This window comes from Enterobacter sp. 22452, from assembly GCF_052045065.1.
In the GTDB taxonomy this organism is placed as follows: Bacteria; Pseudomonadota; Gammaproteobacteria; order Enterobacterales; family Enterobacteriaceae; genus Enterobacter; species Enterobacter mori.
This window is the reverse complement of record NZ_JBQEOB010000001.1, coordinates 39,386-63,805: the sequence shown is the minus strand read 5'-3', so window position 1 is coordinate 63,805 and position 24,420 is coordinate 39,386. Positions and strand designations below refer to the sequence as shown.

General features: G+C 49.6%; 26 protein-coding genes and 1 tRNA gene. 8 read left to right on the top strand and 19 right to left on the bottom strand.

All coding sequences use genetic code 11. The features are described from left to right. Window positions 1–31: 31 nt before the first annotated feature. The 3 genes from mmuM to ACTJJA_RS00325 all read right to left on the bottom strand — a co-directional run bounded on the left by mmuM (window position 32) and on the right by ACTJJA_RS00325 (window position 2,988). Window positions 32–964: a homocysteine S-methyltransferase gene (mmuM, locus tag ACTJJA_RS00335; RefSeq protein WP_440665544.1), complete on the bottom strand. Its 933-nt coding sequence runs from the start codon at window positions 962–964 to the stop codon at window positions 32–34. Further along, window positions 951–2,351, bottom strand: a complete 1,401-nt coding sequence (gene mmuP, locus ACTJJA_RS00330; protein ID WP_440665542.1) for an S-methylmethionine permease — start codon at window positions 2,349–2,351, stop codon at window positions 951–953. The genes mmuM and mmuP overlap by 14 nt, the downstream gene beginning before the upstream one ends. A gap of 253 nt (window positions 2,352–2,604) precedes the next feature. Beyond that, entirely contained in the window at window positions 2,605–2,988 is a 384-nt protein-coding gene (locus ACTJJA_RS00325) for a GFA family protein (protein WP_440665541.1), read from the bottom strand. 167 nt (window positions 2,989–3,155) lie between these two features. Between ACTJJA_RS00325 and ACTJJA_RS00320 the strand changes: the two genes are divergently transcribed. Then, window positions 3,156–4,265 carry an AI-2E family transporter gene (locus ACTJJA_RS00320; RefSeq protein WP_010427927.1) on the top strand — a complete coding sequence of 370 codons (1,110 nt, stop codon included), beginning with the start codon at window positions 3,156–3,158 and terminating at the stop codon, window positions 4,263–4,265. Between the two features lie 111 nt (window positions 4,266–4,376). Beyond that, window positions 4,377–6,161 carry a diguanylate cyclase gene (locus ACTJJA_RS00315; protein WP_440665538.1) on the top strand — a complete coding sequence of 595 codons (1,785 nt, stop codon included), beginning with the start codon at window positions 4,377–4,379 and terminating at the stop codon, window positions 6,159–6,161. Here the strand turns inward: ACTJJA_RS00315 and ACTJJA_RS00310 are convergent. Continuing rightward, the gene (locus ACTJJA_RS00310) at window positions 6,158–6,451 is read right to left on the bottom strand and encodes a hypothetical protein (protein WP_320386257.1); all 294 of its coding nucleotides are present in this window, start codon (window positions 6,449–6,451) and stop codon (window positions 6,158–6,160) included. The genes ACTJJA_RS00315 and ACTJJA_RS00310 overlap by 4 nt on opposite strands. Window positions 6,452–6,755: 304 nt before the next feature. Between ACTJJA_RS00310 and ACTJJA_RS00305 the strand changes: the two genes are divergently transcribed. From ACTJJA_RS00305 to catA, 5 genes are all read left to right on the top strand, one after another. Beyond that, window positions 6,756–7,829, top strand: a complete 1,074-nt coding sequence (locus ACTJJA_RS00305) for a catalase family peroxidase (RefSeq protein WP_440665536.1) — start codon at window positions 6,756–6,758, stop codon at window positions 7,827–7,829. After that, window positions 7,826–8,407, top strand: a complete 582-nt coding sequence (locus ACTJJA_RS00300; protein ID WP_440665535.1) for a cytochrome b — start codon at window positions 7,826–7,828, stop codon at window positions 8,405–8,407. The genes ACTJJA_RS00305 and ACTJJA_RS00300 overlap by 4 nt, the downstream gene beginning before the upstream one ends. 409 nt (window positions 8,408–8,816) lie before the next feature. Then, window positions 8,817–9,311 carry a molybdopterin-dependent oxidoreductase gene (locus tag ACTJJA_RS00295; protein WP_440665534.1) on the top strand — a complete coding sequence of 165 codons (495 nt, stop codon included), beginning with the start codon at window positions 8,817–8,819 and terminating at the stop codon, window positions 9,309–9,311. 17 nt (window positions 9,312–9,328) lie between these two features. After that, window positions 9,329–11,260, top strand: coding sequence for a putative bifunctional diguanylate cyclase/phosphodiesterase (locus ACTJJA_RS00290; RefSeq protein WP_440665532.1), 1,932 nt, complete (start codon window positions 9,329–9,331; stop codon window positions 11,258–11,260). A 55-nt stretch (window positions 11,261–11,315) separates the two neighbouring features. After that, entirely contained in the window at window positions 11,316–11,975 is a 660-nt protein-coding gene (catA, locus tag ACTJJA_RS00285) for a type A chloramphenicol O-acetyltransferase (protein ID WP_440665530.1), read from the top strand. A gap of 319 nt (window positions 11,976–12,294) precedes the next feature. On the opposite strand, the gene ACTJJA_RS00280 is transcribed toward catA, so the two are convergent. The 10 genes from ACTJJA_RS00280 to ACTJJA_RS00235 all read right to left on the bottom strand — a co-directional run bounded on the left by ACTJJA_RS00280 (window position 12,295) and on the right by ACTJJA_RS00235 (window position 20,736). Next, window positions 12,295–13,290, bottom strand: a complete 996-nt coding sequence (locus tag ACTJJA_RS00280; RefSeq protein WP_440665528.1) for a hypothetical protein — start codon at window positions 13,288–13,290, stop codon at window positions 12,295–12,297. A 99-nt stretch (window positions 13,291–13,389) separates the two neighbouring features. Next, window positions 13,390–14,865 carry a hypothetical protein gene (locus tag ACTJJA_RS00275; RefSeq protein ID WP_252000261.1) on the bottom strand — a complete coding sequence of 492 codons (1,476 nt, stop codon included), beginning with the start codon at window positions 14,863–14,865 and terminating at the stop codon, window positions 13,390–13,392. A gap of 515 nt (window positions 14,866–15,380) precedes the next feature. Beyond that, on the bottom strand, window positions 15,381–15,872 hold the full coding sequence (locus tag ACTJJA_RS00270) for a DNA-binding protein (protein WP_440665526.1): 492 nt from the start codon (window positions 15,870–15,872) through the stop codon (window positions 15,381–15,383). A 35-nt stretch (window positions 15,873–15,907) separates the two neighbouring features. Then, window positions 15,908–16,693 carry a hypothetical protein gene (locus ACTJJA_RS00265; protein ID WP_440665524.1) on the bottom strand — a complete coding sequence of 262 codons (786 nt, stop codon included), beginning with the start codon at window positions 16,691–16,693 and terminating at the stop codon, window positions 15,908–15,910. Then, window positions 16,690–16,863, bottom strand: coding sequence for a hypothetical protein (locus tag ACTJJA_RS00260; RefSeq protein WP_214598054.1), 174 nt, complete (start codon window positions 16,861–16,863; stop codon window positions 16,690–16,692). Before ACTJJA_RS00260 ends, ACTJJA_RS00265 begins: the two co-directional genes overlap by 4 nt. A gap of 411 nt (window positions 16,864–17,274) precedes the next feature. After that, the gene (locus tag ACTJJA_RS00255; RefSeq protein ID WP_440665522.1) at window positions 17,275–19,038 is read right to left on the bottom strand and encodes a DNA primase family protein; all 1,764 of its coding nucleotides are present in this window, start codon (window positions 19,036–19,038) and stop codon (window positions 17,275–17,277) included. Further along, window positions 19,035–19,349: a DUF4222 domain-containing protein gene (locus ACTJJA_RS00250; RefSeq protein WP_023325055.1), complete on the bottom strand. Its 315-nt coding sequence runs from the start codon at window positions 19,347–19,349 to the stop codon at window positions 19,035–19,037. Before ACTJJA_RS00250 ends, ACTJJA_RS00255 begins: the two co-directional genes overlap by 4 nt. A gap of 11 nt (window positions 19,350–19,360) precedes the next feature. After that, the gene (locus ACTJJA_RS00245) at window positions 19,361–19,564 is read right to left on the bottom strand and encodes a hypothetical protein (RefSeq protein WP_014830796.1); all 204 of its coding nucleotides are present in this window, start codon (window positions 19,562–19,564) and stop codon (window positions 19,361–19,363) included. Between the two features lie 115 nt (window positions 19,565–19,679). Then, window positions 19,680–20,555 carry a tyrosine-type recombinase/integrase gene (locus ACTJJA_RS00240; RefSeq protein WP_440665520.1) on the bottom strand — a complete coding sequence of 292 codons (876 nt, stop codon included), beginning with the start codon at window positions 20,553–20,555 and terminating at the stop codon, window positions 19,680–19,682. Then, the gene (locus ACTJJA_RS00235; protein ID WP_071531908.1) at window positions 20,548–20,736 is read right to left on the bottom strand and encodes a host cell division inhibitor Icd-like protein; all 189 of its coding nucleotides are present in this window, start codon (window positions 20,734–20,736) and stop codon (window positions 20,548–20,550) included. The genes ACTJJA_RS00240 and ACTJJA_RS00235 overlap by 8 nt, the downstream gene beginning before the upstream one ends. Window positions 20,737–20,865: 129 nt before the next feature. On the opposite strand from ACTJJA_RS00235, the gene ACTJJA_RS00230 reads away from it, so the two are divergent. Continuing rightward, window positions 20,866–21,045, top strand: coding sequence for a hypothetical protein (locus tag ACTJJA_RS00230; protein ID WP_086519776.1), 180 nt, complete (start codon window positions 20,866–20,868; stop codon window positions 21,043–21,045). Between the two features lie 48 nt (window positions 21,046–21,093). Here ACTJJA_RS00230 and ACTJJA_RS00225 read toward each other — a convergent pair whose 3' ends face one another. The 5 genes from ACTJJA_RS00225 to ACTJJA_RS00205 form a co-directional block, all read right to left on the bottom strand. Further along, window positions 21,094–21,666 (bottom strand): BRO-N domain-containing protein, encoded by a 573-nt coding sequence (locus ACTJJA_RS00225; RefSeq protein WP_047363604.1) that lies wholly within the window; start codon window positions 21,664–21,666, stop codon window positions 21,094–21,096. 20 nt (window positions 21,667–21,686) lie between these two features. Next, window positions 21,687–21,899 carry a helix-turn-helix transcriptional regulator gene (locus tag ACTJJA_RS00220; protein WP_071891605.1) on the bottom strand — a complete coding sequence of 71 codons (213 nt, stop codon included), beginning with the start codon at window positions 21,897–21,899 and terminating at the stop codon, window positions 21,687–21,689. A gap of 180 nt (window positions 21,900–22,079) precedes the next feature. Next, complete coding sequence (locus ACTJJA_RS00215) at window positions 22,080–22,745, bottom strand: hypothetical protein (RefSeq protein ID WP_320723117.1); 666 nt, start codon at window positions 22,743–22,745, stop codon at window positions 22,080–22,082. Between the two features lie 146 nt (window positions 22,746–22,891). Beyond that, the gene (locus ACTJJA_RS00210) at window positions 22,892–24,106 is read right to left on the bottom strand and encodes a tyrosine-type recombinase/integrase (RefSeq protein WP_440665516.1); all 1,215 of its coding nucleotides are present in this window, start codon (window positions 24,104–24,106) and stop codon (window positions 22,892–22,894) included. Window positions 24,107–24,272: 166 nt separating this feature from the next. Continuing rightward, a tRNA-Thr gene (locus ACTJJA_RS00205) sits at window positions 24,273–24,348 on the bottom strand. Window positions 24,349–24,420 lie beyond the last annotated feature (72 nt).

Below are 24,420 nucleotides of genomic sequence, written 5' to 3'. Positions count from 1 at the left end.
GGTGGGGCGTAGCCGCCACCCGGCAAAAGACTCAGCGCTGCGCGTTCAGCTCAGCAATATCTTTCGGCGTGGTGCGACAGCATCCGCCAATCAGCTTCGCCCCGGCAGCCAGCCACTGCGGCAGATACCCTGCCAGCGTCTCGCACGCTTCACCGTGGTGGTGCCAGGTTTTGGTTACCGCATCATAATGCTCGCCCGAATTCGGATAGACCACCAGCGGCAGCGCGGTCAGGCCTTGCAGATGCTTCAGCGCCGCGGTGGTGTTTTCCAGAGCGATGCAGTTAATGCCCAGGGCAACAATGTGCGGAGAATTCGCCAGTACGCTGACCACCTCACGCAGCGGCGTGCCGTCGCTCAGGTGTTCACTGTCTCGCAGGGTAAACGAGAACCACGCCCGGGCGCGAGGATACTCGGCCAGAAGTGCCGCCAGCGCCTTGATTTCCGCAAAGGACGGCAGCGTTTCACACGCCAGCAGATCGGCACCCGCATCCAGCAGCGCTTCCACTCGAGGACGATGGAAGGTGGTGAATTCTTCCGCACTGCGCACGTAGTCGCCGCGATACTCTGAGCCATCCGCCAGATAGGCTCCGTATGGCCCGACAGATCCCGCCACCAGCAGCGTGCCCGCATGCGGATTTTCGGCCAGATACGCTTCGCGCGCCTTACGCGCCAGCTCCACGCTTTTACCAATCAGCGCGCGGGACTGTGCCTCGTCCAGACCGCGCGCGGAAAAGCCCGCAGGCGTGGCCTGATAGCTGGCGGTGATCGCCACCTGCGCACCCGCGCGGTAGTAATCAAGATGCACTTCGCGGATAAGATCCGGGTTTTCAACCAACACTTTGGCAGACCAGAGGCTGTCTGCCAGGTTACAGCCGCGCGCTTCCAGCTCCGTTGCCATCGCGCCATCCAGCACCACGAAGGGCTGCTTTTCAAGGAGGGCGGTAAGCGGATTATTCTGCGACATGTTCAGGCTCCTGCGATGTCAGATTTCGGGTCAGATAGTACGCACCATAACACAGGGCGACAAACGGCAGCCCGCAGTAAAGCGCAATGCGCTGGCTCGGATCAAACCACAGGCCGACACAGGCCACCACGCAGAGGACAAAGCCGAGCACCGGCACCAGTGGATACCACGGCGCACGGTACTGCAGCGCAGAGAGCGGCTGACCGGACTGCAAATGACGACGACGGAAAACGAAGTGCGACGCGCAGATGCTGATCCACACCGCCACCACCGCAAATCCGGAAATTGCAGACAGCGCCACAAACACCGTGTCCGGCGCAATCACGCTTGAGAACAGCGCCAGCACGCCGCCGAGCATGGAAACCGACAGCGCCGTCAGCGGCACGCCGTTTTTGTTGACGCGGGCAAAGCAGCGCGGCAGCGTTTTCTCATTCGAGAGCGACCACAGCATGCGTCCAGACGCGTACAGACCGGAGTTCGCCGCCGAGAGGATCGCCGTCAGGATCACAAAGTTAAAGATATCAGCCGCATAAGGAATACCGACCTTTTCGAACACCAGCACGAACGGGCTTTTTTCTACCCCTGCCTGCTGCATCGGGATTAGCGCTGCCAGCACAAACACGGTACCGATAAAGAAGATAATCAGGCGCGCTATGGTCGTGCGGATCGCCACCGGAATCACCTTGTGCGGGTTTTCGGTTTCACCCGCCGCGATGCCGATAAGCTCGGTGCCGGAGAAGGCAAAGTTCACCGCCACCATGGTCATCAGGATCGGCAGGCCGCCGTGCGGGAACCAGCCCTCGGCAGTGATATTACTCAGGCCCGGCGCGGGTGAGCCGTCCTGCATCGGAATAAACCCGAAGATCGCCGCGCCGCCGAGGATAATAAAGGCGATGATAGTAATCACTTTCACCAGCGAGAACCAGAACTCACCTTCAGCAAAGAAGCGCGTCGAGATGACGTTAAGGCCGAAAATCACCGCGCAAAAGACCATGCACCAGGCCCAGACGGGCACCTGCGGGAACCAGTACTGCATGCAGAACCCGGCGGCGGTAAAGCTCGACCCAAGCGCCACCGTCCAGGTGAGCCAGTAGAGCCACGCCACGGTGTAGCCGGTCGCCGGGCCAAGGTAGCGGGCGGCGTAGACGTGGAACGCGCCGGTTTCCGGCATCGCCACGGAAAGCTCACCCAGACACTGCATCACCAGCCAGACCACCAGCGCGCCAATCAGGTACGCCAGCAGCGTCCCCGCCGCCCCGGTCGTCGAAATGATATAACCCGTATTGAAAAATAACCCTGTGCCAATCACGCCACCCAGCGAAAGCATAATCAGGTGGCGTGTTTTCATGGTGCGCTTAAGCTGCCCATTTTCTTGTTGTGTTTGCATATTACCTTCTAAACGTATGGACATCTAAACACCCAAAGAAGGTGTGTTATACCGCGATTGTTACTAAAAAGCTAGATGACCAGACGCAGACGGGCACGCCGCGCGCTGAGTCGGGGATGGGTTGTGAGGATCACATAGAGAATCGGACGCCAGGCCATAAGCACCTCCGCAAGCAGATGCTTACAGCATGGCGTGAATAACTGAGATTCTCGGTCAGGCGAAAGTGGTATCGACGCACCCTCGGATCATACTTTTACGCTTCCCTCATGGTATGTCGCCACCAGGCAGGCATCATGTCGTCGAAGGCGTGATTTTCCGGGGCAAATTCCGGCTGGTCCGGATCGTCAAACACGCCAGTAAATAAGGCAACGGTGGGTGAATCATCAATCGCGCCGATTGAACTGCCGCAGGTGGGGCAAAACGCCCGGCTGGAGTAGTCCGACGATCGCCATGTCGCCGGACGTCCGCCCGGACCGGTCCACTGCACGTTTTCCGCCGGGAACTCAATCCATACGACGGTTTGTGCGCCAGTGTGTTTCTGACAAATATCGCACGAACAGGTATGCACATTCCCGCCGTTGGCAGCGGTAAAGCGAACCGCGCCGCATAAGCACCCGCCTGATAAGATCTTTTCCATGCTGTCGTCCTGAGCTGTTTAAAATCTCGTCAAAACATAACACATTATTGAGGTTTGATAGGCCGGGTCAGGCGAAGCCATCGCCCGACACGCCAGCCGCAGAATTATTGGTAAATCCTCAAATCAGTTCTATAGTCGACACTGCTTATTCGTTACCAGGAATCACTATGCGCTTTAATGGACTGACCAAAGGTTTCTTCATTTTTATTCTCGCCCTCGTCACCTGGGCCTTCTTCGACGTGCTGTCGCCCTACTTCTCCGCGATTTTGTGGGCCGCCATCCTGACCATCATCTTTAACCCGGTGAAAAACAAACTGCGCGCTGCGCTTGGCGATCGCAACGGGCTGGCTTCGTTCCTGACGCTGTGCATTATCTGCCTGATCGTCTTTATCCCGCTGATGGTGATCCTCTCCTCGCTCGCCATTGAGCTGAACGTGGTGTACACCAAGCTGCAAGCGAACAACACGCAATTCCCGGAAGTTATCGCGAGCATCTTTAACCGCCTGCCGGACTGGGCCAGCGGTTTTCTGGCGGACCACAACCTGACTAACGCCGCGCAAATTCAGAAAAAACTCTCTGACGTGGCGTTGCAGGGTGGTCAGTATCTGGCAGGCAGCGCGTTCCTGATCGGTAAGGGGACGTTCGGTTTTGCCATCAGCTTCGGCATCATGCTCTATCTGCTGTTCTTCCTGCTGAAAGACGGCCCCTATCTGGTGCGCCAAATCCTTGATTCCCTGCCGCTGTCTGATTTCGCTAAACAGCACCTGTTCGCCAAATTCGTCGGCGTCTCGCGGGCAACGGTAAAAGGCACGGCGGTGGTCGCCGTGGTGCAGGGTACGCTCGGCGGGATTGCGTTTGCCATTGCAGGCATTGATGGCAGCATACTTTGGGGCGCGCTGATGGCCTTCCTCTCGCTGGTGCCAGCCGTCGGCTCGGCGATTGTCTGGGTGCCTGCGGCCATCTTCCTGTTCGCCACCCACCAGCTGTGGCAAGGGCTGTTTATTGTCGGCTTCTTCGTGATTATCGTCGGGCTGGTGGACAATATTCTGCGCCCGCTGCTGGTAGGCAAAGACACCAAAATGCCGGACTACCTGATCCTGATCTCCACCCTCGGCGGCATGGAGCTGTACGGTATTAACGGCTTTGTCATCGGGCCGCTGATTGCCGCGCTGTTTATCGCCTGCTGGAACCTGTTCTCAGGGCGCGATCACGAAGGTAACGCCGAAGAGCTGGACGCAGACTTCATCGAAGAAGGAAAAAACCGGCCAGATTTATGATGTTTCCTTCATTCCAGGCGGCTCTTTGCCGCCTTTCTTTTCACGCTAAATCAAACATTTTCTATAATTTGAAAAACGCTTCCCCACTCTTGTCGTAGAAGGATCCCACAGGTGCGAATCGCCACGATCACAAACTGGGCCTACGGTGCCACGGTGTGCCTGACCCTCGCTTCTGGCATCGTTATGCTCATGGCATCCAACGCTGATAACGTTGAACGTCAGGCCGTTAAGCAACGGCAGGTGTTTGATCGGCTTACGGAAGAGATCGAGACAAATACCTGGATGCTCTCTGATTTAGCGCGCCTGTTCGTCATCAAAAAAGAACCCTCTATTCGGGAAGAATATCGGCAAAAAGAGAGCGAATTAAAAAGCATAGAGCATCATTTGGTGCAGTTAAAAGATAACGGCGCCTCCGGCGAAGAGCTCATGCTGCTTCAGGAAGGATTAAAAATCATTGATGAACTGCAGGACGAGCAGCAGACCGCACTCGACAGCATAGCCCGTGGCGAGCAACAGCAGGCCGTTGCCCTGCTTTATGGCCCTGTCTACGAACAAGAGATGGAGCGCGCGCAGAGCCAGATTGATCATTTCCGCCAGATACTGGATAAGCGCATCATTGCCGACGTACAGGCGGCCACCAAAACATCGAAAGCACTGCGCACGGCGTCGGAAGTGATGGTCGGCCTCACGGCCCTGCTCTTCCTGTTCGTGATGGGCTTTATTCTCAAGCGTCGTGTGCTTCACCCGGTGGTTCGGCTGAGCGACGTCGTACACCGGCTGGCTTCGCAGGACTATGCCGTTGAAACGCCAAACTTTACCCAGATTGATGAAATAGGCGATATGGCCCAGGCCATCCGCATCTTCCGCGAGAACGGGCTGGTGCGACAGCAGCTGGAAAAAGAGCGCGATGCCGACTGGGCGATCCGCGAGCTGCTGGCTCGTATGACCCAGCGGTTGCAGGGCTGTGAAAACCTCGCCGACGTTATTAATGTGGCAGAGCTGTTTGCGCCCAATATTGCGCCGGGTGTTTCCGGGCGGTTATATATTTTTGATCGCGAACCCTGGCAGATGCGCTGCGCAGCAGAATGGTTGTCCCCGGAGGGTGACACACCCGCATTCCATCCGGATGAATGCTGGGCCGTCCGGCGCGGGCAGAGCCATCCCCCGGTGAACGGTGAACCTGACATTGGTTGTTATCACCTGCCAGAATCGCAAGCACACTCGTCCCTGTGCGTTCCGCTCATTGCGCAGGGCGAAGCCATCGGCCTGCTCTCTTTCCAGAACATCACGCCTGAAACCGCGCCCTCCCGCGCTTATCTTGAACTTATGGCTGAAGCGCTGGGGCTGGCACTGGCCAACCAGAAGCTACGCGATGCTTTACTGGAAAAAGCGCTGTTCGATCCGCTCACGGGTCTGCGTAACCGTCATCACCTGGAAGATACGTTGCGGACGCAAATGGCGCAGGCCATGCGAAGCGAGCAACCGGTAAGCTGTCTGATGATCGACATCGATCACTTCAAGAGCATTAATGACCGCTTTGGTCATGAAGCGGGTGACCAGGTCATTAAAAGCGTGGCGTCAATTGTACAGCGCGCCACGCATAATACGGGTATGGCCTTCCGCTACGGTGGCGAAGAGTTCCTGGTTCTGCTTTCCGGTGCCGATGAAGAAGAAGCGCATGCCTGTGCGCAGAAAATTTACAACGGCGTGCATGAGCTGTCGCTTCGCTATGGGCTGACCGAGATTGGTCCGGTGGATGTATCCATTGGTATCGCCAGCTACCCGCAACATGCCCAAAGTGACAGCCTGCTGCGCGCCGCGGACGTGGCCTTGTATCGGGCGAAAGAGCTGGGCCGCTCGCGGATTGTGAGCTTTGGGATGCTGGAGGCGGGCTAGCTATTATTTTCACGCCACTGCTTTACCATCTCATCCGTCACTTCGTTTTTATAACAAATCGGAGCATAGCCTCCTGCTTTGCTCCATGCGCTGCGTCTTCCACAGGCGCTTCCGTTTCTGGCCTGGTTAAAAGGGCAGGCGCATACTCCGGGATAAGATGCAATCGACTCTGCAATAACGTTCTCTTTAACCTGTTCACTGGAAACTGAACTGTTTTTTGCCATAGCAATGTCCGCAGCAAATAAGCAGCACACAGCGCAAAGCACCATCAAGGATGGCCTTTTTTTCATTTTCTTGACTCGTTTTACGGAAGGGATATGCACACGATAAGTGGCGAATGAAAGAAATATCATGATTTAAGTCAATGGATCTATTTCGTCACTATTTCTCAGTGGGGACCTGTCCCGGTCACAATTCCCGTTGTGATAAGTAGCCCCGCCTTCGTGACGACGGAGAGTGTTAAACTTTTCGTGATATTCTCTCTTTATTTCCCAGGCCTCATATAATCGAGTCATATTCGCTACTGTATTAACACGTACCGCACACAATACGTTGTGCCCGGCATGTGATGATATTTTTTATGGAAAAACGTCTATGTCGAAACTGGATTTGAGGTCCAAAAAAACCTGGGGCGCCCTGGCGTCGATCGCTGTGATCGCGGGTACGTTGGCATCCGCTTTTGCGTGGACGGCGGGCTGGCTTGGGTCACGCACCGTCAGCCAGACGCTGGTAGGTGAAACACCAAAACCTTTCCCGCCTGGCTTTCGCCGTGCGCATGGTAAAGGCATCTGCTTTACCGGAACCTTTGTGCCAAACGGCTCAGCGGTTTCTCTGTCAACCTCCCGCCTCTTCTCGCAGCCGGAAATCCCCGTGGTGGGCCGATTCTCTATTGGTACTGGCGATCCACATGCCCCGGATAGCACGACCAAAACCCTGAGCATGGCACTGTTGCTGAAGACGGATGACAAGCAACAATGGCGGATGGCGATGAACAGCGAGCCTTACTTCGCCACACACAACCCGGAAGGGTTTCTGGCCTTGCGCAAAGCCACTGCTGTTGATGCAGCCACCGGCAAGCCGGATCCGCAGCGTATCGCAGACTTTTTGAAAGCGTACCCGGAGGCAGGGAAATACCTTAAATGGGCGGCGCAAAAACCCGTACCCGGCAGCTTCGCCGGCGCGACGTTTTACAGCATCAACGCCTTCTACCTTGTGAACGCGCAGGGGGATCGACAACCCGTTCGCTGGATGATGCATCCGCACGATCCTTTCTTCTCGCTGAGCGATGAACAACGCCAGAAAGCGGATGATAATTTCCTGTTCGAAAACCTGCGCCAGCGTCTCGAACAGAAGCCACTCTACTGGGATTACGTTTTGCAGCTCGCACAGCCGGGCGATCCGGTGGATGACCCTTCACAGCCCTGGCCGGAAGATCGCAAGCAATTGGTGGCCGGCACGCTGGAAGTGACGCGTGTCGAAGCGCAATCCGTGGGCGCGTGCCGCGACGTTAACTTCGATCCCTCAATCGTTCCGGCGGGCGTTGCGGTATCGGGTGATCCCATCTTAAATGCCCGTTCTGCAGCTTACTCGCACTCCTTCAGTCGCCGCGAGCGGGAAATCGGTTACGGCAAGGCCACCGAAGCCGTGCAAAAGCAGGAGGTAAAATGAGCTCGAATAAACGCATGCGTGAGCACGCTCCTCAGCATTTCAATACCCTGGCACGAAGCCTTCACTGGCTGATGGCGGTGATGATCCTGGCCATGCTGTTCATCGGCGCCGCCATGATGACGTCATTACATCACCGGATTTGGTTAATCGACCTGCACCGGCCATTGGGTATCGCCATTTTACTGCTGGCACTGGTTCGTCTGGCCAACCGGCTCATTAGCCGAACGGCCCCTCTTCCTGCCGACTTGCCCGTCTGGCAGGTGCTTGCTGCAAAGGCATCACACTGGGTGCTGTATGCGTTAATGCTGGCAATGCCATTGTTGGGCTGGGCACAGCTGTCGGCGGCGGGCGTGCCGATTGTGATGTTTGACGGTATCAACCTGCCTCCGATTGCCCCTACCAGCCCGGCACTGTATGCATGGTGCCACGACGCCCACAGCCTTCTGGCAAAGTTACTTTTTGCGGTGGTGCTGGTCCATCTCTCTGCTGCATTAGTTCATGCGTGGATCTACCGGGACGCTGTTTTTGCCAGTATGGCGAAAGGGGGTAAGTCGACGTCAGCGCCCAAGAGAAGCTGAAGTCAGGATAGCGGTATTGGGTATACCGTAATAGGAATGTTCGTGGCCTCGCTTATCGTCGTCATCCTGAAACAACGGACACAGCCGGGGCGCGTAATTTGTCTTAAAACTCGCGCCCCCCAAAAAGCCACGGAAGCCCCACTATGGTGGTGGAAGATAATATCAATCAATTAAAGCGCACATTTTTTAAACACAAGTGCATTTATGCCCGCAATTTTAGCTTTTATCAAAAAGTTAAGCGTCGTTCGACCATCAAACACCCTGCCACTAAAAACACCTAACCCATTGATAAAAATCATATTACATCAATAAAAACGATAAAAATCCTTGCTCCACAACAAAATATATCAACTCGTGTGATATCTAAATTATAATTCTTATACTTCTGTGAAAAAAAGTAGAGGCCAAAATGCGATTAACCCTACTGCTGTTATGCTGTCTGGTACAAAGTGTAACCTGGGCTGGCGAACTGCCAAAACCCGTTGGAAAACCCATTTTGACGATTTACGGTAATATAGAAAATACCAATGAAGAGGGAAAAGCAGTGTTTGATCTCGCCAGCCTTGAAAAACTGGGTATGGTGAGTTTTGAGACGACATCTCCCTGGTACACTGGCCGTACAAAATTTGAGGGTGTCCCAATGGGCAAACTCATGGATTATGTTGGCGCGAAGGGTTCTGTCGTTAATGTTATTGCGCTCAATGATTACGCTACCGAGATCCCTCTCAGCGACTTTAAAAAATACAACGCCATACTTGCCTTAAAGATCAATGGCGAATATATGCGCATTCGCGATAAAGGCCCATCATTCATTGTTTACCCTTATGACAGTCTTCCTGAATTGAATAATCAGATTTATTACTCGCGCTCGGCATGGCAGGTTAGCAAAATGAAGATTGAATAGCAGTTCAGGAGAACATAATGAACAGGATACTGGTTGGTATCATTTTTTCTCTTTTTATCACGACAGGATATATTGCATTTCTTGTTTACGATCGTCAGCAAGAGTTGCAAAAACTGACTCACTACACTGAGTCCTGGTCCGTGGCTCAACTGGTATCAGAGTATTACCGATTTGAATCATGGCTTGGTCTGTACGCAACCGATACCGATGAGGTTACGATAGACCAGGCCCGCATGCGCCTCGAAATTATGCTCAGCCAGGCTGAGTTAATGAAGGGGGGAGATTTAGGTCGCTATATTGAAAGCGATAAAACGCATCAGGCGCTCGCTGCACGCCTGGAAGAAATGCTTTCTTATCTGGATAGTCATCTGGAAAAAATGAGCCATGCAGAGTTAAAAAAATATTTGACTGATATGCATCTGCTCGACGCACCACTAAGCCAACTCTCTTCAAGTGCGTTAACAAAAGATATTAATACGATTAATGAATCCAATAGAAAAATACAAATACTCTATTATATCTATTCCGCACTTTCGTTACTTCTGGTGATATTAAGCTTTATTTTGGGGTTCTTAATGATCTACCAGAATAAAAACATTCTCAAAGCACACATGCAGGTTAAAAGCCTTGCTGACGAACTTCAGATATCAAAAGAAAAGCTGCAAATTCAGAACGCGAAGCTGGAGTATGATGTTTATCATGACTCCCTGACCGGCATGAAAAACCGCCTTTTCTTCTGGGACGATCTCAGCAAAATTAATCTTCAGGCAGACAAAAACCACATCCCTGTCACGGTGATGTTATTTGATTTAGATCGGTTCAAAGAGGTCAACGATACCTATGGCCATGATGCCGGTGATTTACTGTTGAATCAGGTATCCAGACGGCTCACCTCAATGAGCAGCGCCACTGATACGTTTTACCGTTTGGGCGGAGACGAATTTGCCCTTCTGTCGAGTGGCCTCACCGAAACGGCAGCCGTTTCGCGCGCAAAAGAAATCAGTAATCATATTAGCCAGCCCTATACCATTAATAACCAACTGATAAAAATTGCCACCTGCGTGGGTATCGTTTTATCTGATAATGAACGACGCTCTGATTATCTTTATAAATTTGCCGATCTGGCACTCTACGAGGCCAAAAAAGAGGGTTCACAGCAGATAAAAGTCTTCCGTCAGTGGATGCTGCAAAAATTACAGGAAAGCAGAACCCTTGAGCATGATATGGCGCTGGCGCTCGATAACAATGAATTTGTTGTTTATTACCAGCCGATTGTCGATTCTTTCAGTAATGAAATTTACGGCTATGAAGCGCTTATTCGCTGGAAACACCCTGTGAGGGGAATTCTATCGCCGGATAGCTTCATCTCTGTCGCCGAAAAAACCGGCAAGATCAATGAAATTGGCAAAATTGTGCTTGAGATTGCCTGCCGTGAAGCGGTTTCCTGGGCCGTTCCGGCGAGAATTTCTGTGAATGTCTCACCGATTCAGCTGGGCAGCAAATCGTTTACGACGATGGTGCAGTCCATTCTAAAAGAGACAGGACTACCGGCTAACCGCCTTGAGCTAGAGGTTACCGAGTCTTCGCTCTTCAGTGACAGCAACATGCCGATCAGCATTCTTAAAAAGCTGAGATCGTTGGGCGTAAAAATTTCTATCGATGATTTCGGGACGGGATATTCTTCACTCTCAAGACTGAGTGAACTGAATTTTGACAAAATCAAAATAGACAAATCCTTTGTGAATTCTATATCCACGCAAAATGAAGCACTGAATATCGTTAAATTGATTACCGGCATGGCCAAGAGCCTCAATATGCGGGTCATTGCTGAAGGCGTTGAAACCGAAGAGCAGCTTGAGCGTCTTCAGTTGCTTGGCTGCGATCTCGTGCAGGGATACCTGTTCGGAAAACCTCAGCCTGAGGTAAACAAGGTAATCAGGTGCAGTTGAATGGGTGTTAGAACTATTATGATCTAACACCATTTTGATAATCAAAGGTTTAAAAATGAAAAAGACAATGCCGGAATATACGCCTGTTGATTTATCTCGTTGGGCAAGGAGAGAACATTTTGAAGTATTCCAGTCATTTGCCGAATGTACAATTAACCAAACGGTTCTGATCGATATTACCGTGCTGCGAAAACATATCAAAGAGGTCGGCTGGAAGTTTTACCCGACGATTATTTTCCTCCTTTCTAAAATTATGAACCGGCATACGGAATTCCGTATGGCCATGAAGGACAATGAGCTGGTTATATGGAATGAAATCCATCCAAGCTATACCATTTTCCATCCCGAAACGGAGACCTTTTCGTCACTGTGGAGCCACTTCGACGGCAATATGCATCACTTCCAGAACACCTATGCAGAAGATGTTGCACGCTATGGCAATAACTTTTCTTACTGGCCGAAAGAAGAGTCGCGGGAAAATGTCTTTTTCGTATCGTCGATTCCCTGGGTAACGTTTACTAACTTTACGATGAACATTGCGCACATGAAGAACTTCTTCTCCCCTATGTTCACGTTTGGAAAATACTACGAGCAGGATGGGAAAGTGTTGTTGCCTATGGCGGTGCAGGTCCATCATTCCGTGTGCGATGGTTTCCATGTGGCAAGGATGTTTAATGAGTTGCAGGAGATGTGTGATGGTTTGCCGGAGCTGTAAGAGGGATGTAATGGCTGATGTGCGAAAAGCTTCATTAACAACGAGTAGATGTTGCTTATTTGATTGTCAGAAGGCTGCGTTAAAAAGATGGTGCGATAATAGGAACAAAACTAATAATCATAACCACATGATTATATTGAATTTTGCTTGATTCTATTTTCTTAGATACCCCCATAAGTACCCCCACTATCTGCTCTTCATGTTTGGATAGTTTCAGAAAGTAATTACAATCAGCACTGAAAATGAACAATGCTGTTCTAAACGCGGACAGAACAGCATTCGTGCTTGGGTTGAGTAAGAGATTCTATAGCCTAGAATGTCACTTTGTCAGAGGAATTACTCCTGTCATCGTAATTGGATCAGAGTCTCCGTCACTTAACGAAAAGAAGCCCAACCTTTCTTCTTCATCTACTAAGTTAAACATCGCTAAATGATGGTGTTTTACACTGACATCTTTAGAATATAGTCTAAAACTTGAGTCATCTAATTCTATTTCTACCGATAAACCAGAAAAATCCAAGTCAAAGCAGCCTGAAAGTATTTTTTGATCAGATGCAGGGAAACTACTTTTATAAGTTATGTTATATCTAGGATTGAAGTAACGAATAAGGCTGGCCTCAGCAAGGCAGACAATTTCTTTCTTCGAAAGAGGGTTTCCTATTATGCTATTAAGACGGGCATCATCTTCCTGACCACTTATACATGTTTTGTCTACTCCATTAAATGAACTTATAAGATTATATTCATTGTATACTAGAGTAATAATATATATTTGATCATCAGGAAATTCATTCATTGTATCAGCTAGGATTTTCTGAAGTGTTGAGTGACTTCTTAAACGATCAATTGCTGTTCTCTTTCCATCCGCATATGCTTGACCGACATATAATACTTCTAAATCATAATATATTGGATTTCTTGTAAACAACGCTAGAAGTTCGCTTGGCCAATATCTGTTCCATTTTCCTTCAGCATCAACAGTTTCAATTTTTCTATGCGGATAACTGGAAACTCTTAAATCAATCTCATCATCAATAAAATCAAATGGAAATGAGTACTCCGATACTACCTCCACTCCATCTATACGGCTAATAACCTTACCAGTAGCTTGTTCTTCCCTTATAATCGGTTCTTCACTGCTACAGTTAGCTTTTGGTTTTTTACATATGATGTATATGTGGCTATTATCTGCTATATCTTGCTGAGCCGCTTTCATTTTACCATCAGAATGCAGTTGGTCAGGGGTAAACATTAACCAACCATTTGACGTTAATCCCACAGAAAACTCTGAGACAAACTTTCTTTTTCCTACCATAACGTTCTCCAATATGGATAAACTACGTATCTAAACTTACATATAGCATAATTAGAGTTGCTTTTAACGATACCACAATCGTTAATTTTTAGTGGTTTTTTAAATAGACAAACTGTACTTGCGGAATACCATTACAATCTTAAATAGTAGAGTTGATGAGAAAATCTTAAAAATCAAACTATGTACAGGATTAATTATTAATTTAGAGCCTAAAATTGTTGCCTCTAACTTATGCGTAGGATCAATAACATATGCACTTAATGAAACAAGTTGTTCGATTGATTCATAATATCCAAAAATGCAAAGCAGAAAAGGAATGCCGAGAATGAGAATAGCAATGGGTCTGAAAAGACTGGTTCCATGTACAGATACTAAAGATGATAATTTCAAAACAAACCAATTAGAAAGAGTCATTACGAAACCAGCGAATTTATTATTGTGATTCATTTTTTCAATTACTGGTAAATTTCTGGACCTACAAACCCCTAATAAATCACATAACACAGTCAAAAAATAGCTTATGTATGCGGTCAATCTTAAACTCAAAACACATAGGGTAATATCGTACTCTTTCCTCCTGAAGAACAGAAAATTATCTACATCTTTATTTTTTTGGCTGATACTTTTGAGCTGTCTATATACTGATTGTTTTTGCTCAAATTCTAATGGAGGTACTTTCCTATAATTACTATGACTTACTTCTATATCGAATGGCCAAGTCACGCCTTCTGTTAATAGATCGTCTATTCTACAATTGATAAACTCCACTTCTGTTTTCGTCAAATCACAATTTGACATTACAAAACAGCTTAAAACTGATTGGTGAAGTACGAGGCGTTTGATGGATGCAAAACTCGCATTTTTTAAAATAAATTGACATGCTTTACTATCTGAAGCATTAGCAAACATCAACTTTTCATATATAGTTGAATTTTGCAGGTCGATGCTAACATTCTTCATCGTCCCTTCTCTAAGATTAAAATAAACAGTACCTATTTTGAACTCAGAGTTAAGATTTACATATTTGAATCCTCCTTCAAAGTTTAGCTCCTTGCATTCGGTAGATATAATGGATACAGATACATCTCCATTAGATATAAAAGTCATATCATTGCTAATATTTACATCATCAATGTAGAAATTAGTTGCACTACCAACATATTTTACTGAACCACATGAAACAGTTGAGAAATAGACAACTTTAGCATTAACCTCTTTAAGGAAATAAATAACACCGAATAGACTTTGCTTGAACTCTTCAGGATATGGAACCCTACTAAACACTGGGGATGAATTAAAATGAATATTTTCGTAATACCCTGAAAGCTTGATACTCTTAAACGAATTACCATATTCAAACCCAAGCACAGCTTTTTTATTGTAGGAATGAATTAACAATTCCGAATTACTAGAGCAAGAGACAAAAAAGATAGTAGACAACTGCGGCGAAAATCGTAGCTCTTCAGTTAATATTGTACAATTAACAATTAAAATTTTAGATTCTGTGGTTAGCCCTGCAAAAATATCTTCTGCATTTCTTATTATTTTATTTTCTACCAAATAGCAGTCATTCATGATTTTTTCTCTTTGGGTTATACAATAAGTTTATTGTTTTTTATTTTTTTCGGCAATAGTGACTCTATGAAGCAACTGTAACTTAGAGCGCGTTCTGCCAAAAATCCCCACTGGCGCTGGCGGTGGGTGACAACTTTTGACAACTCAATCTGAACGCCAGCGTCCGGGCAAACCAGAACAGCGATCTGAAAGAAGCTCGAGGATGGTTGCAAAGGGGGAGTGCTTAGCACCTCCCCTTCCCGAGTTCGTGTACCTGAAGTTTTCTGAAGCGGTAGCGGTTGACACTTTACCCCTAGTTTTCCCTGGTAAGGCATAACAAACCATAACAGGCTGACACCTGCCCTGCTTCGCATCAGGATTAACAAAAGTTAACAGCCAAGGCTCAACAAATCTCAACGCCAGCCCTTTACACTTCTGCTGTAGCTGCTGTTCGTAGGCGTCAGGATCCGTTAGGTTGGGTTGACACTTTTCCCAGTTTCTCGCGAAAAAGTGTCAAGTTTGAGGGGCTGGGGGGGTTACAGTTTTTCACCTGCCAGCAGACACAGTGCACTTAATCCTGTTTTGCTCCAGTCATCCAGCGTATCGGGGTGCATTGTGGCAACGTAAGCCAGCTCAGAACGAAGAAACCGTAAAGCGCCTGCTGCACGGTCTTTGCCATAGAAGCTGTGGGTTTCTTCATCCAGCCGGAAGAGAATCAGCAGTTGCTCTTCGGGTTCGTGCTGAACATCAAAACCCAGCTCAGCGGCTGCTGCCTCTATCCGCTGACCAGCATCAATATCAGCCGGCAGCTCTTTACCGCTGTCATGCTTCCATACCCATGCGGCGGCCTGCACCCACGTCATTTCAGTCAGGTGTTCGCCAGCACCAGCAGAATTTTGTTTAGCCTGCGATGCTTCGACATCCACTTTATCGCCTGAAATTACAATTTCACCGCGGGCTATCCAGCCGTAAACAGTTTGCCGGCTGACGCCCATATGCCTGGCGTAGGCTGATTTACTTAATAGCATCGTGATGTTTCCCTCCGGGCAGAAAAAAGCCGCCCTCAGGCGGCCTGCTTCTCTTCTGAATGTGTCTGCCGCTGGCTGCCTTTGAGCATCGCGCTGACATGTTCGCTTAACTGATCAAGGCCGGTCATGCGGGGCAGAACTTCTGATGGATCGTCGTTCTTCCCGTAAACGAGATTGTTATACCAGGTTCGGACAGCTGTAATTTGTGCGACGTCCTTCCTTACCGCGTCGACCAGATCGGCAACCGCGTTAATCACCTGCCCGTTCTCTGATGCAATACGGGAGAAGCCGAGACGTTTTAGCTGTTCCGTATCGAGTCCCGAACACACAGCGTGCGCCCTCAGTAAGGCGTCCGCCAGCTCCTGATGCTTTCCACTGTGCATCGACAGCAGCATTTTTTCCTGGCTGCGGCGATCCAGCCGGGCGAATGCCTGGCGCATTTCACTGTCACGCATGAATCCCTGAACATCATCAGATGCCAGTGGATTAACCGGAGCGAGCCTGTTCTTCAGGTAATCGAGAATGTTTGCGGCCTGCTCGCTTACGGCTGCCACCCCGCGGGTAAAGTCTTTGAGCGTGTCCGGGTTCCGGGCTTCACCTGCCCTGCGATTTTTTGCCTGTTCGTTCAGATCTGGATCGTTGCGGATAACGTCCAGCAAATCCGCCTCAGCTTCGGCCTGCTGCGCCGTTGTCCTCAGGGTGGTGAGTTCGCCCGCCATACCACGGAATAAAGCGGCCATCTGAGTATTTGGCGCAACAACCTTACCGGCATAACCCGCCAGCTCGATGCTGTGTTTCCCAATTTTGATTGAGTAGCTCATTGCCCTGCCTCCATTTTTGATAGCCCCGCATCAAATACCTTGCGCGCAACAGCATGGATTGACGGCGCGATCCCTATGCCCGACTTCTGGCGCTCCCTCTCCTGGATGGTTTTCAGAGCCTGAATCTGCTCCCCGTTCAGCAGAACGGGCTTAACGTTAACCTTGCTCATGATGCCCTCTGTTATAGCGATCGTTAAAGTTTCATTAATCGCAACAATACAATAATGAATTGCGATTTATGAAACGATATTAATGAAATAGCAGGGGTCTACAACGTGAAAAGAGTGGATGCGTTTTAAAGAATTTGTCCTCAAGGTATACATGGTGTTCATAAAGGCAATAAATTGCTTATAAAACATGATATTAACCTATGAATACCAGCCTACATTTTGGGATTTCAGGTCTACACGGTATACATCATTCTGTTTAATAAACCATCAGATGATTAGTGAGAGAATGAACACCATGTACACCCTGTGTATACCTGAAAACAAGGTATACATGGCTTATTTCACTGATTTATAAATAGATTATTTTCTCGATGTATACCATGTATACCTTTATCCATATCTATCTGAACTTCATTCTTTATGACCGGCTACAGGATGCGTCTGAGGTAACCAGTCTTCCGCACTTTCCGAAAGTTCAACGTTAGTCACCATGCCACGGGCTCTACGTTCCTTACGGTACTCGTGATTAAACTCCCTCATCGCACTTTCCATCCCCTCTGCGAATTTATTCAGCGTCAGCGGCTTGTCGAAACCGTTGGCCTCCAGGAATGCCAGATAAGCGTGATAGAGATAAATCCGCGGATAGTGAGGCGGATTGCGGTTTCCTACCATCATTCCCGCACAATCAGCCAGGCGCTCCAGATGCGCACAGAAGGCGTACAGCGGATCCGTTTTCTGTTTCACCTCTAATGCCTCTTCGCTGTTCCGTTGCTCCAGCAGAAGCGCCCGCGCTTTTTCCGGGTTCGCAAAGTTCGCCAGCAGCCGGCGAACAACTACCGGAATTTCAGCGGATATCTTTTCTGCCAGGTCGGGATCTTTATCCTCTTCGCTGACGCGCCGGTTAAACTGGAAAATTACGCGGCGCCGGGAAACGCCGCCGGCACGTTCGGTGAAAATCATCGGCGTGTTGTTCGTGGCCACAACCACCGCCCGCAGAACGGCGGTGTACTGATGCTCGTGTTTCGGGTCTATCTCCACGGCATCCCCGCCGGTTATCGCTTTTATCCCGGTGCCCTCTCCTGAATATTTAGGCTGGTCAGGAAGCGTTATCATGCTCTTGCCGACGAACTGCGCCCGCCCGCGCGCGCTATCGAGCGCCGCCATATTCCCGCTGGCGGTGTTATGCGCGCCGGCCAGCATCGTGGCGATATGGGTAAAGACGCTTTTCCCGCTGCCGCCCTCCCCGGTTATCTCGAGGAACAGTTGCCAGTCGTACCGGTTCGCCAGCACCATAAAGAGCGCTGCAGCGATGCGCTGCATCTTAATTGCGTCTCTATCTGATGCGTAACTTAGCCATTTATGGAAGTTCGGCGCGTGGTCGCGGAGGTTTTCGCCCGGCACCGCCGGCGTGTAGGTCACGCCGTTATGGTTGGTCAGCCAGTTATCCTGGCTGTGTTCGGAGAAAACGCCGGTTTCCATATCGTAGACGCCGTTTGCAAAGGGGATCAGGCTGCGCCGCGGCTCCCCCATTACCGGGATAACGATTTTCAGGGCGTCGATAACGTTGTTGATCGCGCGCTTGCTGAAGTTAGTTTTGTTCTCGTTGTAGATAGCCACCATTTCGCGGCTCAGCTCGAGCAAAGACGTTTTCTCCCAGATGCCGGCACGGTAGACGTACACGCCTTCGCTGTTTTCATGGATCGCAATGCCGGTGTAACGCGCGGCCAGTATGAGCGCCTTTTCGTTATCAGCCAGGTCGCGAAGGTTTACATCCGTCAGCGGTTTGCCAATCACCATGCTTTTGCCAGCTTCCGCATCGGCTTTCAGGCGCGGCAGCTGTGGCGTCCAGTCCTCCAGAAGCTGATAACCCTCAGAGTAGAATTGCGCGCGCTCCACGCCGGCCACCGCCAGCTTTGTCGCGAGAATGGTTATCTGCCGTTCGGTCAGATGCCCGCCGCGGCAAACCCGGGCATAGACACGGCCATCATCAACAATGCGGATATTCTCCAGCTCCGCCAGCTGCTTTTTATCCAGCACAACCGGCGGTACCGTATCGCCAATCGGGTTCATTTCCTGCCATGCTTTGGCGAACGTCCAGGCATCGGCGCCGGCAAAGATGATTGACTCCTCCATGAGATCCGCCGGCTGCTTTTTAAGGTTTGGTGCATTCTTCATTTTCTGTTCCCTCGCTCCCTGATGATTTCCCGCATGACACGAATTCGCTCGATGCCCTGTACCCGCATAATCCGATCGATATCTTTTTCGCCGGCGACCGGTGCGGAAGAAACAAATTCAAATTCCCGCACCAGTCTTTCTGGCGTGCAAAAACACGGTGAGCTGTACCCCTCGCGGCAATATGTCACTCTGTCGAATCGGTAACTTTCGATAATTACGATGTTGCCCCGACCGTCCTTCCATTTATCGCCCGGCCTGATTTCAGGGTGAGCGCGGCCACCAGCAGCTAAGCCGGAATTTTTAATCGTCATAATTTTTTACCTCACGCCGCTGGCGGGATTACCTGATAACCAATTTTCTTCAGAAAGCGCGCGGCACTCTCCACCGTGAAAATGATTTCGTCGTCCATAAGGGGGCGCATCGACTGAAGACCATTTGACGTGTCCACCAGATAGCGGCCGCCAGCCGGAAAACTGAAAACGTTTTTGCCGTCGGCCCGGCGAACCAGATCGTAAACAGGAGTCATAATTTCCCCTCCCCGTCCCTTAATGACTGGCTGGCAAAACAATATCGCGCGCTATTTAATTGCTCCGATACGCGAGCGGCAAAAGCGCCGAGACGGCAAAATTGGATAACCATTTTCATACAGATACCTCCATGGCCAGACGGGATTGAATGGCGGAGGCCTTACTGCCCAACTGGAGGTAAGTTCGGGTGATTGCCGGGTTACTGTGCCCGAGCATTTCAGAGGCGACCAGCAATCCCTGTTCGCCGCCGGCTGACATGAGATTAAAGGCGGCAATTTTGCGGCTGGAATAGGCGCTCAGGCGCAGACGTGTGTTTACCACGCGGGTAAACCACAGCATTACATTGTGCAGTTTCTTCCAGATTGTCTGGCGGCTCACGCTACCTTCCAGAGACTGGCAACGGTTACTTTCAATCTGGCTGCGGGAAAATACCAGGTCGTCACCGATAAGATTGCGCTCCATGCGTTCGCGCAGTCGTTTGATGATGCCCGGCGGCAGCTGTTTGGTGTCGTGCTTCACTTCAGCCTTTGCCACCAGCTCAAACACGATCGCCTGTTCTTCTTCCGTCATGCCGGCGGCCAGTTCGTCGCAGCTCACGCTATCCCAGTGCATGTACCCAATGTGATCGCCAGCAAGCCGGGCAGCGTCCTTGCGCTGCTGGCGAACAATCTCAAGCCCCTTCCGGGTCGCCCTGGCTTCTGCTGCTTTGGTCTGCTTCGCTACGATGATTGTGGCAATGCCGGTTTCCCAGTTGATGCAGGAGTAACGGAAGTTGCACACGTCGCTGGTACGCCAGCCGGTAACGGTCGCAATATCCCACCAGAGTAATATCCAGTCCGGCTGGGTCTGCTGTATGCGTTCACGCAGTTTGCGCTGCTCTTCCCGTTCGTAAACAGGGGTCATGGTGCGGGTGCCCTTCGTGGTAGTGGCTTTTACCACGTTACCGCGCAGCTCGCGGGCTTTAGCTGTAAGGGTCTGGAGGTTAAACATGCTGCACCTCCTCAACACGAAATCTACACGCCAGGATACAGACACATCCTTCTGGCGTTTTTTCGCGGGCTTCGCGCTCGGTGGAAGCAGTAACATTGACGATCTGATTTGTGAATTCACCCAAGGTGAGAAAACGCCATGTAAATTCAGGGCGTGTTTGGGTAGACTTAGTGCAAGCCATAATGTTACCTCAACTAACGTTTTGGTTAGACGCCCTGAAAGTGTTCCCGCACTTCGGGGCGTTGTCTTTTTCAATTCCTGTGTGTAATGTGTCATTACACATAAACACATTACATCGGGTGTAATTGACGTGTCAACACACAAAAACGAGAGACGAGGCAATCCTCCATTCCAATTTCGGCTTGATCCAGAGCTTCGAGAGATGATGGAACGAGCGCAACAGCAAGATGGTGATGAGTCTCTAGCCGCATGGCTTAAGAGAATTATTCGCAAGGAACTCCAGCAGCGTGGTATCGAGCCAAAGGGCTGATTAAGCATGCTCTCTGCCGGGTAATAATCCCGGCTTCTTCCTGCCTTTTTAATCATCGCTATTTTCCTTCAGTAACTCGGGTTGATACTTACGCCACAGCTGAATCTCCTCTTGTTCAAGAGCTTCTTTTGCCCCCTTACACTGCTGCAACTTATACCCGCGTTTGCTGGCCTCCTGCTGATAAGCCGCCATGCGCCGGCTAAAGTCGTTCAGGAACGCGAACGGCACACCATAAGAGCCAGTCTTGCGGATAGAAGGGATAACCTCGCGAAATACCCAATTACTGAAACGATGGGCGAATGTGCCCGGCGTAATAGCTTTACGGCTGCGGGCGATCAGCTTGTAGAAACCAGATTCAGAGACAGCGCTATGATTTGGGTTCCCGCGAATACCGTAAGTTAAAGTTACGGTATTTCTCTCGTCATCATCCAGAGCCTGCAACGCCATGCGTGAATTGGATAGTTCCAGCGCCGCGCAAACATCTTTTGCAACGAACCACGGTTCACCGTTGATCTTAACAATACGGACTTTCGCGGCCTCAAATTTAATGACCGAAATATCATCGCTGCTGTTTTCAGGTTGAGCGAAACCCTGCCCGGCTAGGGCATTTTTGTTAGTCATAATAAATTTCCCGGGCTAAGTTACAGTTGAGGTTTTGTGGAAATTAATGCATCACGTTCTTCGATACGCTGGCTTATCCAATCATCAACTTCACTTTCAACAAATGCTATGGCTCGAGAACCAATCTTGACCGATTTAGGAAAGCGATTGTCTTTAAGAAGACGATAGATCCAGGCCTTGCTATATCCAGTGCGTTTTTGTACTTCAGCCAATCTGATTAAAGAGTGGGACATATTTACCTCATAACGTCTATTGTGGTGTACGAGATAAATTCAACCAGATATCAGATTAGCTGTGTGGAAGTCGGTATGATTTTAATTGGAAGTGACAACTGCGAGAATGGATCAGTTTTACAGGTTTTTTTAGAACCTGTAAAACAAGGTTTGGAAGTGCGGCGTCAGTTTTGGAAGTCTTTACTTCGAAATTTTGGAAGCGTGAAGCTCAAGAGCTTCATCTATCAACATAATCAGTGCCTTACTAGTTACTTCGATACCGTCTCCATGGTCATTAATCAGTTTAGTCGCAGTCCTTGCCACCTCAGATTTGTTTAATTTGCCACCACGCAGATATTTCCCCTGGCTTTTCTCAAGAGCAATTGCCATTCCGGCTATCAATTTGAGTGCTGTGTCTTTGCCAGCGAAGTTGCCCCACTGGGTGGGTTCGTGTAAATCTTCATTGCACTGCTCGGAATCTAAATCAGGGGAGTGGCTATCAATCATCCTTAAACCACTCTCAATTTCGTTAGCAACCCAAGGCCAGATATCCTTTGCGAGGAAGGTTGCATTAACAATCGGAGTATCCAGAGTTATAGATTCAACATCTACTTTTAATCTGACGGCCTCAGGTAGACCATATTTATAATCAGCTAACTTGAAAGCTTGAAGTGGCTTTAATTCCTTTAGCTGAATGGCTTGTATGATGGTTTCCTTGTAAATAGATGCCTGTTCATGTCCTATATAATTCCCTTCTACTGCTTTTTGGACGCTATCAACCTTTTCAGATATTCCAGCCATAACTAAGGCTGCCTGATCCAAAGATACAATTCGCAAGCGTCCAATATGCACCGGTAAATCGAACATTACGTCACCTCACGCCCTCTATTAATTGAGCGGCTATGCCAGCCCGCAGAGGTGTACGGGTTTTCGGGGATCAGCCTAGACATAGCCTATTCTTTGTTCGTCTACCGAAGTCTACTACTGTCAATTAGCACTGTCTATACATACAGTTAAGCGCTTTTCCCAAACGTTCCATGCACTACATTTTCGCCGTTTTCCAACGCCTCCATATAGTCGGCATACCACTGGAGCATTTCGCGGCGGCCATCCAGATACTGGGCGTGGTTGTACGTTCCTCGAATAGAGTTTTTGTCGACGTGTGCCAGCTGCGTTTCTATCCACGCGGTGTTGTAGCCCTGTTCGTGCAGGATGGTACTCATGGTGTGCCTGAAACCGTGCCCGGTGACTTTTCCGTCATAGCCAATCCGCTTAAAGACTTGGTTTATGCTGGCTTCACTCATTGTTTTTCGCGGATCGTTACGGCCAGGGAACATAAGCGGATAATTGCCTGTTAGCTCTTGGAGCTGGCCAATAAGCGTAAGAGCTTGCCTGGACAACGGCACCACGTGAGGACGACGCATTTTCATGCGTGAGGCTGGTATTTCCCAGACCGCCTTACTTATTTTGATTTCATCCCAAAAAGCCCCGCGGAGTTCGCCGGTTCGCAAGCCGGTGATAATCAGCAGACGAGCTGCCAAAACTACTAACGCGCTCCCTGTATATCCTGACAAGGCCTTAAAGAAATCAGGCAATTCTTTCGGTGTGAGGAAAGGATAATGATTGGACTCATGCCCTTGCATGGCGCTGGTGAGATCCGGAGCGGGGTTATACTCAGCACGACCGGTGACTATTGCGTAACGGAAAACTTCCCCGCAGCGCTGCCTAACTTTTTTGGCCTTTTCTGTAGCGCCACGCCCCTCAATGCGCCGCAGCACATTCAACAGTTCAAGCGGTTTGATATCGGCTATTGGTTTTTTGCCGATGTAAGGGAACACATCTTTGTTGAAAGCCTCCAGGATGTCTGAAGCATACCCAGCAGACCATTTTTTTAGTTTGCTGCTGTGCCACTCAAGAGCAATATCTTTGAAGGTGTTGTTTAACTGCGTTTCACGGGCGATCTTCTCTTCCCGTTTCGCTTCCATAGGATCGATACCCCCAGCGATACCCCTTTTGGCTTCTACACGTTTTGCCCGAGCATCGGCCAATGTGACTTCCGGATACACACCCAGCGCTAACAGCTTCTCTTTGCCGGCTACACGATACTTGAGCCGCCAGTATTTGCCGCCATTAGGTTTAATCAGGAGATACAAACCACCACCATCAGCCAGCTTGTAAGGCTTATCTTTAGGTTTGGCGGTGTCCACCTGCCGGGCGTTTAGTTTCACTTGGGGGTACCTCCTCTAGACCGAACAGCAAATACCCCCATAAGTACCCCCAAACGACCGTAGATTTCAGGGAACTTTAGTAGACGTAGAAATACTAAAAGGGGCTGCAAGTCGCAGAGTATAAGGGGTTTCAGTGAACTTTAGTAGACTTGGGGAGACGTTAGAATGGTGCCGATAATAGGAGTCGAACCTACGACCTTCGCATTACGAATGCGCTGCTCTACCAACTGAGCTATATCGGCCCTGAGAGGCCGGTTACGAGCGTAACCACGGGGCAAAAGGTTAGATCTATCCGGGTGATGCGTCAATGCCCT